Consider the following 13,762-nt stretch of genomic DNA (forward strand, 5'->3'; position numbering starts at 1 on the left):
TCTTCCTTATCATTACAGAAAGTTAAGTATTAACCAATAGTTACACTATCTGCACCTGAAAATGAATGGACTGTTTCACCCTCGAAACTACCTTCCGGATACTCAGTATCATTGAGCATTATTTCTATTTTATTCCCACACTCGCATTCAGTTTCAATTTCAGTCCAATACTCAACTCGAGTTCCCATACCACCCTCATCGACTTCGGTTTCCGTCTCGTAATCATTCGATTCTACTGAACTTTCTTTTTCACACTCACTACATACAAAAGTAACCTCGCTCATAACATTCTCCTTATTAATTTCATGGTTATATGGGGAGGGTAAGAATTAAAGTAAAACTACCCTGATTTTTTATTCGCTCAATCCCTTTTAGATTAAACGGGTGAGTTAGATAAGCAAAATTAACTATTTATACTAACTAAGGGTCTTATAACATATATTTTAATTTTATACCCTTATGGCTCTTCCACTCTGAATAAATATTTTTATCCCACGCCGTGCCGCCTTTCGTTTGATAGCCAGCCTCATTAATCTGTTTAGTGATAATGTGCCCTTTATCTATGCCTTCTGATAGCGTCAAATCAACTACAGAAACGACAGTACGCGTTCCACCAGCTATAGCGTATGAGCGTTAGGGGGGGGATCATCGTTGAGGATACCTGTTTTGGCGATAGTTAAAATTGCTAATAAGGTATCCGCTTTGGTATCCACCAAAAAGGCGATATTTTGCTGGATATTTCATCCGCTGAATGTTGGCATCAGAACTTGTCAAAACCTGACATCGTATCAAACAAGTTTATAAGCCCAGCTAAAATAAAATAGGTACGCAGAGGGGAGATTGTTCATTCTAATGATTCGTTATAATCAAATTAAATCATAATGTTGTGAAAAGTACGCAGAATGGTACGCATTGAAATAACATATTTTCATCTATGACTTGATTGCCAGCAAAATGGTATGTTTTGTGCTGGTAGATTGATAGATTTTGATTACTCCGATTTAGCACAATCAATGCATGACAATAATTAATGCTTCTCTAGGTTATCCTTCGATAAAGTTATACGAGAAACCGAAGCGATTAGAAATAAAAATGCCCCAGATGATCGGGGCAAAGTAGAGAATAATAGTTTATGAATAAGCGTCACTATACGTTAATCGTGAATGACCACAACCTTAAAAAGGTAGTAATCTCAAGTAGATATTACAAAGATGAACCTCGAAATACATTTTTATGTAATAATCTACAGCCCTATACAAATAACAAAGGCCTTATGATGAATTGGATTTCCGTAATCGACTCTTTACCAAAAACAAACGATGTATTCTCTATGTTTATTGTTTATACAGAAAATGGAATTGGAGTAGCTAGTTACTCTGGCGAGTTCACAAATGTAAGGTTGGTTGGGAGCGTTCAACATAGCCGTAATCATATTACTCACTGGATGCCGATGCCAAGCAAGCCTGAATGCAAGTAAAGCAAAATCAACATTGTTATTAACCCGCTACAGCGGGTTTTTTATTGCAAATAACACAGCTCATCATAGTGAGTTCTTTAATTTTTTTTGAGGATATGAATATGTCTAAAAGACTAGAGTCGGCTTACCGAATTGGCGTAATGTCTATAAGAGAAATAGTCTCCCAATATGAGATATAACCCCATCAAGCGATAAGTAAATGCGCTAAGAAAAAATGATGGGAACGAGATTTAAAGGCAAAAGTTAAGGCTAGAGCTGAAAATTTGGTTGCCAAAAGAGAGGTTGCCACTCTGGTTGCCAGCGAAATGATATTATTCGTATCGACTATTTGATTTACCCGAAACCGTCACTTTGGGATGAGTAAAATTTAAACTACAAAACTTTCGTAGTTACCTACAATTATTTTGTTGGTCGATTGATCCAACTCAGCACAATCAAGGTATATCGATACACCTTTGGCGGTATAGCCATATTACAACGTGAAGTAATAGAAGCCGTTAGATGGAGTTTTACCCATAAATAAGGACAATACTTAAAGGATACGATAGGTTAGCAAGTAGTATTAGGAGGCTGACACGATGGGCTAGTGACATAGGGGCAAAATAACAGCCCATCGCTCTGGTGGAAGTTGAATGCTTACCTTATTCCCAACGTTAAGGCTATTCCATGGGCGTTATCGCTTGATAAATAGCCAACCCCAGCTCGTAATTTTACTTGATTATCATAAATATTAATGGGGGTTTCTAATGCTAACGAAGTGTTATTAATAAAGCCAAATGACAGTTCTCTATAGTTGTTTCCATAGAATCCACCAAGATCATTAGATAAGATAAGATTGAAGTTTATACCATTTAAGCTGATTAGGTCAGTCATAATGTATTCGCCACCAATGGACCATGTCCCTGTATTACTATTAATGTTTAGTTTTTTTTCATTCCCTAAGCCATTAGCAAACATATACGATAGATGCCCGTATATATTTATTTCATCATTATTGTCTAACTTATTTGTATTTTTTAGTCCAATTTTAGGCGTGATATGAAATGAGTTCATATTCCAATCTAACAACCCCTCATCACGCAATGTATCTCTCATTAGCTGGCTACCATGGAATGAGGATTTATTACTCATATTTGCATAACCAAATTCAAGCTCGTTTTCTAGGCTAAGTCTTTCGTTTATTTGGTAGGTAACCTTTGGTGAAGCGGAGATACTCAAAATGTCCCAACGGGCGCGTAGATCGCCTACAGAATCAATAGTAATTCGTGAAGATTTAACTTTAAGGTAATTACTTTTTAATTGTATAGAAAAGGAATAATCATCTGTTATGTAAAGGTTTTTAAATTCATACGGTAAAGAGTATTTCTCGTAGTTAAATCCATCAGAATTAAGTTTTGAGGCACTAATATCATCGGTTAATGAGAGAGCTAGTAATTTTGCGTACCCAGCATTTAAGTTTTCATCACTGAAAGAACTACATGCGTAGATTGTATAAAGCAAAAGTAATGGCTTTGATAATAATGATTTCATTACATATTCCTATCAGTAAAACGGTAAAATCATGATGATTTCATTAACTTTTTTCATACTTTAAATTCAATTATGTTGGATTGATACATTCATTGAATTAGCGAGCAATTAATGGAGTAAAATACTTATAAAGGCACTGAGCTTGTTACAAAGAAAGAATAATTCAACGTGGGTATTATAATTATACTGAATGAATAAACCAGCAATGAGAAAAGCAAAATTAATCAGGATCACTACATCAGGAACGGTAACAAAAGCCCCTGAAAGAGTTAGAACCGCCATAGGTAAAGTTATGGCCACAATGACTATTCAGGCTGAGAGTGACAAGCGCAGCCCGTACCCATTAAAGATAGTGGCATTCGATATTAATGCGCTGGAGCTTATGACCGGCCAGAAAGGAAATACAGTAACTGCTACAGGTCTCTACGAATGGTCTAATGGTTATTGGCTCGCAGGGGCGCAGATAGTTACCTGTTAGCGAAAGAGAAATATAAGAGTTGATTTAGTTTAGTATTGACATAAATAGAATATTGGAAAGAAGAATGACTTATTATGAATAATATAAAAAAGAAGGGATATCACAGAGAACATATATATCCCAACGAATCCTTTGTACAGGAATCAATAGAGAAGCATTTTATCAGTAAGGGATTTAATATTGAAAATAAACCTAATGTCGATTTATCTTGTGTTCACCCTGAATCGAGAGAGTCATGGATGATTGAGGCCAAAGGGCAATCTAAATCGATAGGTGTAGATTTTAAAACAGCGATAGGACAAATCATATTCAGGATGGATAACGATGACTACAAATACGGTATAGCTGTGCCGAACACAAAACAATATTTAGCCCAAATAAATAAGGTTCCAGACTTAGTCATTGAACGCTTGCGGTTAGTATTTTTTGTTGTTAGTGAGGACGGCAGTGTCAGTACACTTTATTGACATTAGCCACATCAATTTTGACATTACGTTGACCTAACGTCCTAGAAATTTTGACATTATGTAAATGGGGGCTATACGCTTAGTGTTACCTTACATAAATCCGAATTGATCATGGCTAAATGAACTTTAAAGCCAGTTGTACCAATGCTTACAAGATAGTGGCGAGGTAAACGTACTTCAACGAAAGGTCAACATTTTGTTGAGCTAATAGCGTATTTAGCTGTAATTACTAGCCTAGCCTGCGACTAACTCCCTAAAAGATGATCAGTTCAACTAACCCGAAAATATCGGGACAATTCGAATAAGTCCACCAGCCTACCCATTCTATTTTGTACATCTCTTATTGAGGTGCGCAAATAATCATTGCCGTTATTTGAAATCGCATCAGTGATAATCACTCATTCCGTTTGAAACGGAGTCAGTGAAATATACGGGCAGGTTACAGGGAGGGGTATTTCTGGCTGGCATTTCATTATCTGCAATAAAACTATACATTGATGATATTTATGCAGCTTAGATGTTTCATTAAGCCAAGAAAAATTAGGCATCAAAAACAGCCTAGCAATGACCTTGGTTGTATAGAAAATTGTATAAAATGAAAGTTGGAATTATAATAAACATTAATTATCAATGAAATAATAACCGTGTATGGTTCTCTCCTCCGCCATCTTCACTTCCAATCAAGTCTCCTGAAATCTTTCAATTCCAAATAAATTCCAAAGGTTATCAAACACTCTAGCAAAATTTCATTCTACCGACGTTTACTGATACCGTTTTAAATCGCTACTATTTCGCTATGCAATACTGGCGGTTTATGGAACTAGCCAATAAAGCAATTAAGCGTGACAAGCCAAAAGATATTGTACATTCCCTATTAATTCAGCCCTCTATACTTAAACTAACTCCAAATTATCTGGGAAACTCGAACCAATTCGCTAGATTTTGGTTACAAGCAAACTCAATTAAGACATAGATTAAATCTAATTATATTCTGTGTAATGGTATCTCTAATTTGAGGCCTCAATATGATAATTAATTGCTATGATAAAAAACTAAGTGAAAATAAAATCGATGAGCTTGTTAACGTACTTTATAAGTGCGTCCTTGGCGGTGCAAGCGTTGGATATACTGATGCAGAAGCTCAAATTAATGAGATGAGAAACTATTGGATTGACGTCAATCATTCGTTATCAACGAATAGTTTTAAGCTGATCTCAGCAGAGCTAGACAATCAAATCGTTGGGGTTGTTGGTCTTGAATTATGCGCAAAACCAAATGGTAAACACCGAGGAGAAATTTGTAAGTTATTGGTGTTACCTGAATATAGGCGTAAAGGACTTGCAAGAGAATTGATGCAAGAGGCTGAGCAAGTTGCATGGAACTTAGGATTGAGGCTTTTAACATTGGATACCAATACTAAAGGGATAACGGTTAGCTTATATAATTCCCTTGGATGGCAGATAAGTGGTGAAATTCCTGATTTCGCTCAATCGGTTGGTGGTATTCTTGAATCCACGACGATTATGTTTAAGCGCAAGCCCGAAAATGGAATTAAAATACAACATCCCTAGTTGTGTAGGGTAATATCTTGTTTTTAAAAGATATTGGAGGTGTGACTATCTGATTTATATGAAAATTCAAATAAAGTCTTATCAACCTCAGAATGCAGAAAAACTGCATGAAATATTTTATACCTCAGTTCATCGTATTGCAGCTGCGTATTATACAGAAGAACAGCTTGAAGCTTGGGCGCCTGATTTATATGAGCGTGAGCATTGGCAAAGCAAAATGGACACATTAAAGCCGTTTATTGCATATATTGATGAAGAGATTGTTGGATATGCAGATCTTCAAGATGACGGGTATATTGACCATTTTTTTGTTATGAAGCCTCGCTGCGGAATTGGTGCCGCACTTATGAATAAACTTGTTGAAGTGGCTAATACGAAAAGCATCAACAAGCTATGGTCATATGTCAGCTTATCAGCTGAAGAATTTTTTAAAAATCATCAATTTGAAATAGTTGAACGTCGAGAAGTTATTGTGAAAGGAGTGCAACTCCATAACGCAATGATGGTTCGATTGGCATTATAGTTAAATGATTCGGAGTATTGATTGATGCTTTGATGTGTGAAGCCATCCTCTAACATTTTTGTACCGTAGTCATAATTCTCGAAATTCAACACCTATCTGCAATATCAATATATAACTTACCCATACGCCACTCATAAAATCTGTATTTTTTACTAACATAATGGGTGATTTAGATCTAATCACATAATGTTAGCCTTTAAGTGAGATTATTTCATAGCGATAAGCATTAGTTGCTAATGAATAATAATCTAAAAATGATGGATTATTATGTGTTTTCCTTTAAAATCAAAGGGCTATTATTTTCGCCGGAAAAATACAATTAAATCAATAATTTTCAATGAGATGATAAAATTTTTAAAAATTAACAAATGAAGTTTTTATTTATTTTTAACTGAGTAATTAGACAAAAAAGTGGGATTACACATAAAATAAACATGATTTACTAATAGTTTACGAATGATTAACAAATAATATAAAATGGTGAAATTGTTAGGTAAGTAATATTGATCGTGTATAAGGAATTGTGTCGAAATGGCAATAACCAGAAGAAAATTTATTATTGGTGGTTCTGTAGTCGCTGTCGCAGCGGGAGCCGGTATTTTAACTCCGATGTTGACTCGTGAAGGGCGATTTGTTCCGGGTAAACCACGTGTTGGTTTTGTTGAAGGAACGCCTGGCGCATTGCCACAACAATCTGATGTTGTTGTTATTGGGGCTGGTATCTTAGGTGTAATGACGGCGATTAACCTTGCTGAGCGTGGGTTATCTGTCGTGATTGTAGAAAAAGGGAACATTGCGGGAGAGCAATCATCTCGATTCTATGGTCAGGCAATTACATACAAAATGACCGATGAAACCTTCTTATTACACCATTTAGGCAAACATCGCTGGCGTGATATGAATGCGAAGGTGGGTGTTGATACCACTTATCGTACTCAAGGTCGTGTAGAAGTCCCTTTGGATGAAGAAGATCTGGTTCACGTTCGCCAGTGGATGGATGAGCGCCATAAAAACGTTGGCTCTGATATTCCATTCAAAACACGCATGATCGAAGGAAGCGAGTTAAATCAGCGTCTTCGGGGTGCTAAGTCTGATTGGAAAATTGCAGGTTTCGAAGAAGATTCTGGTAGTTTCGATGCAGAAGTTACTGCATTCGTTATGGCTGAATACGCGAAGAAAATTGGTATTAAAATCTATACCAACTGTGCAGCGCGTGGCTTAGAAACTCAAGCGGGTGTGATCTCTGATGTTGTGACTGAAAAAGGCGCAATCAAAACTTCTCAAGTTGTTGTTGCGGGCGGCGTTTGGTCTCGTCTGTTCATGCAAAATCTGGGTGTAGATGTTCCAACATTACCAGCTTATCAATCACAACAATTGATTAGCGCGGCACCAAATGCACCGGGTGGAAACGTTGCTCTGCCGGGCAATATTTACTTCCGTGAACAAGCCGATGGAACCTATGCAACTTCTCCACGCGTGATAGTGGCACCTGTTGTTAAAGAATCCTTCACTTATGGCTATAAATACCTGCCATTGTTAGCATTGCCAGACTTCCCTGTTCATATTTCATTAAACGAACAGCTGATTAACTCGTTTACCCAAGAGACCAGCTGGAAATTAGATGAAGTTTCTCCATTTGAGAAAAACCGTGATATGACGGCATTACCAGACTTACCAGAACTGAATTCATCTCTAGAAAAATTGAAAACTGAGTTCCCTGCATTTAAAGACTCTAAATTAATTGACCAGTGGAGCGGAGCGATGGCTATCGCACCAGATGAAAACCCAATTATTTCTGAAGTTAAGGAATATCCAGGTCTGGTTATTAACACAGCAACTGGCTGGGGTATGACTGAAAGCCCAGTTTCCTCTGAAATGACCGCAGATATCCTATTAGGTAAAGAGCCAATCATTAATCCGAAAGCATTTAGCCTGTATCGTTTCTAAGTTAAGTACAGCCTGTTGTTGACATTAATGTAGATATAAAAATACTAAAGCCCTCAATATGAGGGCTTTTTTGTATCGACAGGAAGTTAAAATTAGATAAAAACTATAAAGCCGTTTTTTAAATTTCTCAACGATATTAGGTTTGACTGGAAAGTAACCTTACTCTAAATCGCCAAAATGCTGGGTAAACTGTGTTTCGTACTGGCCTATAAATTGCTCTAGTTTTGCCGGAGTATCTCTAATGTTGGTTTCTGTAATACCTGCTTTTGCCATTGCCGCTTTTAATTTTGCTTCCGTTCCTTCATTAATGTCGATGTTAGCAATAACCAGGAAAATGGTTTTTAAATCATCACAGCCGCTTTTTGTTTCACATATCTTCGCGATTTTCTGCTCATTAGACATATAGATAGAATAGCTAAAGGCATCTTTGGTGCACACTACATCATTTCTCTCTTCTGAGGTCATATCTTTAGTTATGGCACTGAAAACGCTATTAGTGACCTCTGTGTAGTTTGCAAAAGAGGTGCTATTTTTAGGGGTTGGTAAACCGCTTTTCGTTAAACTTTGATTAGTCACAGGCAAACAGGTCGAATTGGCTATAGCGCCAGAAACAACCGTACAGCTTAAAATGATCGATAAAAGTAATTTTTTAAACATAACAAACCTTTCGTTTTTGAAATGATAAAGTAACGTATAATTTAAGTGTAATAGAGGATATAGGATTAACGGTATTTTTTAGGTTTTATTTAGACTTTGTAATTGATATCTAATTATTTTACGGAGTTAAGATTTTTAGGTGTTTATAAAGGTTGTTTAAGCATGCGATTGGCTCGATATTTTTATGAAAAAAACGAAACTATGTTAGCAAAATACATATTAGGTACCATGAAAAAGCAGGCCGTATGTGAAGTTATTTTTGATCAGCGCCAGCAAGATGCCCAGTCGGAAGTTATGCAAATTATCCGGCAGTGGCGATTTCATGACGGGGTTATTCTTCAATGCTCTGAAGAAATTGAATTATCTATTCCCGATAATGATAGCCAATGTCCTGAGCGTTGGATTATTTGGCAAGTTATTGATTCTGCGGGGTGTTCTGTTTTACCTCAAAGAAAAGAGTTTTTTAACGCATGCCAGCAAGCATTTTGGCTAAAAATGCAAATGGCAGAAGCGTAGAAAAATTAAGATTGCTAGTCTGATTACATATCAAGAATATTCTGAAACACACGTAACTTTACCAGATGAAATAACGTAATTTTTCTTATGTTTTATATAAAATCAAAGTTTATAATTTATTGAATTAGTTTAACAAGGCGATAAGCAATCGGTTTCTTTTTAAGTGGGGAAAATAGATTTCATTAGAATATCAATTAGCTTTTTCTCTATTAAATAATTGAATTTAAATTGAAATTTAATTTCTATTACTTGCTTGTGTAAAATTTCCCTTCTTATTACTCTTTTAACAAAAAATGTAAATTTAACTTATTGTCATTTGTAAGAATTAATGTAAAGTTTTGTCGTTTTTTAATAAATACGACATGGATGTAAAAAAATTAATGATTACGACTCGCTCAATATTTGTTGGATTAGTGTTTTTTCCGTTCTGTTTCCCTACACAAGTTACAGCTTCATTGTTAAAACCAGACAACACAGATCGCTTATTTAACCATCAGAATCAACAGCAACAAGCTCATCAGCAACAGTTTGAGGCAAAAGCCCCTGATGTGAGTCTATTGGCTCCGATAACTAAAACGCAACTGCAATTTCCGCCGGAAACCCCGTGTTTTGTCATTAAGCAGGTGTCTATCACTGGACAAGAGGGATTACCTCATTGGGAATACGAGATGTTAATCCTGGATATCCTGAATCAGGACGTACCCATAATTGCGTTAACTGCTCTATTGCCACTGACTCTACTTTATCTGGAAACCCTGCGTCAGCATTGCCAAATCCAAGTAACAAAGGGGTACCACTTAGTGTATTAGAAAAACAATATGGGGCTAAATTTACAAGTGTACCTACGGCCGATAATATCTCTAAGCAAATGTTAAATGCAGGTTCAGGATCTAGGGGGATTGTCTATGGTTCCTATGGCCCGGGACAAACCGGGCATGTATTTAATGTTGTTAACCAAAATGGGACTATTAGGTATCTTGATGGACAAACGGGCAAACCTGCGGATTTAAGCCAATTTAAATCATTTCAACTATTGAGAACAAACTAATGATTACTTTTGATGATGCAATAAAAAAAGCTGATGAATACTTGAAACATACTGATTCTCCATTAGTAATTACGTTGCAAGGACGCTTTTCTGAAGGATGGTTCTTTTGTTACCAATCAAAAGAATACCTTGAAACAGGAGAGTTTTCTGCTCAGCTCGCTGGAAATGCACCTTTTGTTATAGATAAAGATACAGGGGAATTGCATGAATTAGGAACCGCATTTCCTTTAGAGAAATACTTACAAAATTATGAAGAACAAAAAAATAGTAAAAAATAAGAATATAAAAATTATTTTTACTTATAGCTTAACTTCAAATAAATAGTTGGATCCCAGTTCTATACTGGGATTTACCTTAACGATCTCACACCCCTCAACCCGCTGGATAATCAATTGTCCGGCTTGGCGGGTGAGAGTGACGTTGCTACCCACCGTAAACCCTAACTCACTCAACCATTTACCGCTGAGCGTCAGTTGTGGGCTGGGGTTGGGTTTACCGCGGCTCGGGGAAACCCACTGTATAGTGTCTGGTTTTAACCCCTTCTTCTTTAGCTGTCGGTGTTTCAATTTTACAGACGTATTTAGTTATATCCCTATTTCCATACTCACATATATACCTTCAAATTCACTCATCTAATCAATCACTACGCTAGAAAGTGACAGGGGCGCACCTCAAAGGCGAAACGGTCAAAGCCACGGTCGGCGGCGACTTAACCCTGTCGAGCCAGCAAACCATCGACCAATACGATTCCAAACAGACCAGCATGAGTGCGGGTGGCAGCGTTAGCCAAGCGAGTGGTGTGAACAGCAGCATCAATGCCACTAAAACCGAGATGCACAGCGATTATCAATCGGTGGATAAACAAACGGGCATTCAAGCGGGCAAAGGCGGCTTTGATATCACCGTTGATAGACACACCCAACTGGATGGGGCGGCTATCGCATGGACGGCAGACAAAGACAAAAACACACTCGACACGGGGACGCTGGGCTTTGGGGATATCAAAAACAAAGCTGACTACAAGGTCGATAGCCAAAGTGGCGGGTTCAGTACCGGCAAAGTCTCCGTGGGTGAGCAGTTTGTCACGAACGCAGCTGGCTCTTTGTTGACCAATGTGAACGGTGGTGGCTCGGCGAGCAACACCACGCACTCTACAAATTACTTTTTGCATATTAACCGATTGAGAGTAATCTTCTGGTAAATTTAGGCATATTAATTAAATTGATTGCGTTTTGATAAACACGTTTTAAATATCATATATAGCAAGATTTGTAAGTGAGCGTGCCACATGGCGATGGATAAAATTAAAGAATTATTTGTGAATAACAGGGAATGGGCAACGTCGATTAAAGAACAAGACCCTAGCTTTTTTCGACAATTATCAAAAGACCAACAACCTAAATTTTTATGGATTGGTTGCTCCGATAGCCGAGTACCTTCTGAAAAATTAATTAAAGTTGGCCCTGGCGATCTATTTGTTCATCGAAATATAGCGAATCTGGTGGTTCACACGGATCTCAACTGTTTATCTGCTATTCAATATGCTATTGATGTGCTCAAAGTGGAACATATTATTGTCTGTGGGCATTATGGCTGTGGTGGTGTTGAGGCTGCGATTAACAATAAGGAATTAGGTTTAATTGATAATTGGCTGCTGCATATTCGAGATATTTGGTTTAAACATAGTAGGATGTTAGGTGAACTGAAACCAACAGAGCGTATTAATCGCTTATGTGAATTGAACGTGATTGAGCAAGTTTATAATCTGGGCCACTCCACCGTATTACAATCTGCATGGAAAAGAGGGCAGGATATTATGGTTCACGGTTGGATCTACGGTATTAATGATGGTTATTTGGTGGATCTTGATATTACGGCAGATAGCCGAGCAAAACTGGAGCTTTGTTATCGTGAAGCGATAGCGGCTTTAACCACAAAAGCACCGTTTACAACAGGTTGCTCCGCGGATTAATATAATACCTATAAATTAATTTTACGAAAAAGACCCATTGATAAATGAATATCAGTGAGTCTTTTTTAGTTTATATGAGGGTGTTTTTGATTGGGAAATAAGTTTAAAAACCAACTGCAATACCAGCACCATAAACTGCACTGTCTTCATTATTCCAACTAATGGAGCTACGAATATTCATATTATCATTGACATGATATTGTCCACCAAATGCGACGGCGTTGCCATTACGATAATTTCCTAAACCCATTCCCATACTAAAATTGGTGTTGTTGGTATACGGGATGTTAGCCATTGCAGAAACAGATGCGATACCCGCGTTAGCTCGATCGGCATTTTTATCCATTTTGTTATCCAGTGAGTTGAGTCTGCCATTCATATTTTGTTCTAACATATCAACACGTTGATTTGTGTAGTTTCTACTATCACTGATTGCTTTCGATTGAGCACTTTTAATCGAGGTATTTAATTGTTCAGCTTTTTGATTTGTATAATGGTGACTTTCTGTTATCGCACTAGATTGTGACTCTTTAATATTATTATTCAGCTGCTGTGCTTTCTGGTCAGTATACTGATTGCTTTCAGTAATTGCATTGGATTGCGATTCTTTAATATTATTATTCAGTTGCTGAGTTTTCTGGTCGGTGTATTGATGACTTTCAGTAATGGCATTGGATTGCGATTCCTTAATATTATTATTCAGCTGCTGTGCTTTCTGGTCAGTATACTGATGACTTTCAGTAATGGCATTGAATTGCGATTCTTTAATATTATTATTCAGTTGCTGAGTTTTCTGGTCGGTGTATTGATGACTTTCAGTAATGGCGTTGGATTGCGATTCTTTAATATTTTTATTTAATTGCTCAGTTTTTTGATCGGTATATTGGCTACTTTCGGTGGCAGCATTAGCCTGAGCGTTTTGAATCTTGGAATCTAAAATTTTCACTTGCTCATCAGTATAATTGGTTCCAACGCTAATAGCTTGAGTTGTTGAAGTTAAAATTCGAGTATTTAACTCAGTCACTTTTTTATTTGTATAACTTTGACTATTTTTTTCAGAAGCTTCTATTGCAGTATTTAATTCTGCCGCTTTACTATCGGTATATTGTGTTCCAATCTGAATAGCTTCCATCTCTGCTTTATTAATTTGGTTTTGGATATCAGAAGGTTGCAAGCTAGTTAGTGCTCTACTTGGAAATGAGTCATTTTTTAATTCACCCGCAGCAGCATTAAAGGTTAATAAAATTGACATAATAGAGAATAAATAGCTTTTTTGAATTTTTCTCATTTTAAAATTCTCTTAAATAAAATGGTTAATTTTTCTGTGTGTAATTATATGGAATAAATTAAAGGTTTCCTGTTGATTAAATTATAGTGAATTCACGTATTACACAAACTAAATAAATTGTTGTTGCCTTTTAATTTTTTTCATTCAGTTTTAAATAAAAGTAAGATTATTCCCATGAAAATAAAAATTAGGATATGCTGGTGAGGTATTAATTAAAATTTAGGATCTAATATTTAACAATTAAAACTTAAAATTCACAAATAAGTCATTTTTTTTCATGAGAACAAT

At 36.6% G+C, this 13,762-nt stretch carries 17 protein-coding genes; 12 read left to right on the top strand and 5 right to left on the bottom strand.

The annotated features are described in order from the left end of the window. Nucleotides 1-29: 29 nt before the first annotated feature. Nucleotides 30-284, bottom strand: a complete 255-nt coding sequence (locus ACY3ZI_RS07265) for a hypothetical protein (RefSeq protein ID WP_487376790.1) — start codon at nucleotides 282-284, stop codon at nucleotides 30-32. A gap of 1,046 nt (nucleotides 285-1,330) precedes the next feature. On the opposite strand from ACY3ZI_RS07265, the gene ACY3ZI_RS07270 reads away from it, so the two are divergent. Further along, on the top strand, nucleotides 1,331-1,477 hold the full coding sequence (locus ACY3ZI_RS07270; RefSeq protein ID WP_487377469.1) for a hypothetical protein: 147 nt from the start codon (nucleotides 1,331-1,333) through the stop codon (nucleotides 1,475-1,477). Nucleotides 1,478-2,113: 636 nt separating this feature from the next. Here the strand turns inward: ACY3ZI_RS07270 and ACY3ZI_RS07275 are convergent. Beyond that, nucleotides 2,114-3,007: a Solitary outer membrane autotransporter beta-barrel domain gene (locus ACY3ZI_RS07275; RefSeq protein WP_487376792.1), complete on the bottom strand. Its 894-nt coding sequence runs from the start codon at nucleotides 3,005-3,007 to the stop codon at nucleotides 2,114-2,116. Between the two features lie 292 nt (nucleotides 3,008-3,299). On the opposite strand from ACY3ZI_RS07275, the gene ACY3ZI_RS07280 reads away from it, so the two are divergent. The 5 genes from ACY3ZI_RS07280 (at nucleotide 3,300) to ACY3ZI_RS07300 (ending at nucleotide 7,993) form a co-directional block, all read left to right on the top strand. Beyond that, nucleotides 3,300-3,485, top strand: coding sequence for a hypothetical protein (locus ACY3ZI_RS07280; RefSeq protein WP_487376794.1), 186 nt, complete (start codon nucleotides 3,300-3,302; stop codon nucleotides 3,483-3,485). A 74-nt stretch (nucleotides 3,486-3,559) separates the two neighbouring features. Next, nucleotides 3,560-3,952 (top strand): hypothetical protein, encoded by a 393-nt coding sequence (locus tag ACY3ZI_RS07285; protein ID WP_194952185.1) that lies wholly within the window; start codon nucleotides 3,560-3,562, stop codon nucleotides 3,950-3,952. A gap of 1,025 nt (nucleotides 3,953-4,977) precedes the next feature. Next, complete coding sequence (locus ACY3ZI_RS07290; RefSeq protein ID WP_487376796.1) at nucleotides 4,978-5,523, top strand: GNAT family N-acetyltransferase; 546 nt, start codon at nucleotides 4,978-4,980, stop codon at nucleotides 5,521-5,523. A gap of 58 nt (nucleotides 5,524-5,581) precedes the next feature. After that, nucleotides 5,582-6,046: a GNAT family N-acetyltransferase gene (locus ACY3ZI_RS07295; protein WP_211885163.1), complete on the top strand. Its 465-nt coding sequence runs from the start codon at nucleotides 5,582-5,584 to the stop codon at nucleotides 6,044-6,046. 531 nt (nucleotides 6,047-6,577) lie between these two features. After that, a complete protein-coding gene (locus ACY3ZI_RS07300) occupies nucleotides 6,578-7,993 on the top strand; it encodes an NAD(P)/FAD-dependent oxidoreductase (protein ID WP_036951608.1) in 1,416 nt (471 codons plus the stop codon). 159 nt (nucleotides 7,994-8,152) lie between these two features. Here ACY3ZI_RS07300 and ACY3ZI_RS07305 read toward each other — a convergent pair whose 3' ends face one another. Then, nucleotides 8,153-8,650 carry a hypothetical protein gene (locus ACY3ZI_RS07305; protein ID WP_211885165.1) on the bottom strand — a complete coding sequence of 166 codons (498 nt, stop codon included), beginning with the start codon at nucleotides 8,648-8,650 and terminating at the stop codon, nucleotides 8,153-8,155. A 162-nt stretch (nucleotides 8,651-8,812) separates the two neighbouring features. Here ACY3ZI_RS07305 and ACY3ZI_RS07310 point away from each other — a divergent pair, with 162 nt between their 5' ends. The 4 genes from ACY3ZI_RS07310 (at nucleotide 8,813) to ACY3ZI_RS07325 (ending at nucleotide 10,492) form a co-directional block, all read left to right on the top strand. Then, nucleotides 8,813-9,166, top strand: a complete 354-nt coding sequence (locus ACY3ZI_RS07310) for a hypothetical protein (protein ID WP_487376799.1) — start codon at nucleotides 8,813-8,815, stop codon at nucleotides 9,164-9,166. A 380-nt stretch (nucleotides 9,167-9,546) separates the two neighbouring features. Next, nucleotides 9,547-9,975 (top strand): hypothetical protein, encoded by a 429-nt coding sequence (locus tag ACY3ZI_RS07315; RefSeq protein WP_487376801.1) that lies wholly within the window; start codon nucleotides 9,547-9,549, stop codon nucleotides 9,973-9,975. Next, nucleotides 9,933-10,214 carry a toxin glutamine deamidase domain-containing protein gene (locus tag ACY3ZI_RS07320; RefSeq protein WP_487376803.1) on the top strand — a complete coding sequence of 94 codons (282 nt, stop codon included), beginning with the start codon at nucleotides 9,933-9,935 and terminating at the stop codon, nucleotides 10,212-10,214. Before ACY3ZI_RS07315 ends, ACY3ZI_RS07320 begins: the two co-directional genes overlap by 43 nt. Next, entirely contained in the window at nucleotides 10,214-10,492 is a 279-nt protein-coding gene (locus ACY3ZI_RS07325; protein ID WP_487376805.1) for a YrhB domain-containing protein, read from the top strand. Before ACY3ZI_RS07320 ends, ACY3ZI_RS07325 begins: the two co-directional genes overlap by 1 nt. 21 nt (nucleotides 10,493-10,513) lie before the next feature. On the opposite strand, the gene ACY3ZI_RS07330 is transcribed toward ACY3ZI_RS07325, so the two are convergent. After that, nucleotides 10,514-10,780: a SymE family type I addiction module toxin gene (locus ACY3ZI_RS07330; RefSeq protein WP_487376807.1), complete on the bottom strand. Its 267-nt coding sequence runs from the start codon at nucleotides 10,778-10,780 to the stop codon at nucleotides 10,514-10,516. 89 nt (nucleotides 10,781-10,869) lie between these two features. Between ACY3ZI_RS07330 and ACY3ZI_RS07335 the strand changes: the two genes are divergently transcribed. Both ACY3ZI_RS07335 and can read left to right on the top strand, forming a co-directional pair. After that, on the top strand, nucleotides 10,870-11,415 hold the full coding sequence (locus ACY3ZI_RS07335; protein ID WP_487376809.1) for a hemagglutinin repeat-containing protein: 546 nt from the start codon (nucleotides 10,870-10,872) through the stop codon (nucleotides 11,413-11,415). Between the two features lie 87 nt (nucleotides 11,416-11,502). Then, nucleotides 11,503-12,186, top strand: a complete 684-nt coding sequence (gene can / locus ACY3ZI_RS07340; protein ID WP_211885166.1) for a carbonate dehydratase — start codon at nucleotides 11,503-11,505, stop codon at nucleotides 12,184-12,186. Between the two features lie 103 nt (nucleotides 12,187-12,289). Here the strand turns inward: can and ACY3ZI_RS07345 are convergent, their stop codons facing one another. Further along, nucleotides 12,290-13,474 carry a YadA C-terminal domain-containing protein gene (locus ACY3ZI_RS07345; RefSeq protein WP_487376811.1) on the bottom strand — a complete coding sequence of 395 codons (1,185 nt, stop codon included), beginning with the start codon at nucleotides 13,472-13,474 and terminating at the stop codon, nucleotides 12,290-12,292. Between the last annotated feature and the right edge of the window lie 288 nt (nucleotides 13,475-13,762).

Source organism: Providencia sp. LY12, from assembly GCF_057621555.1.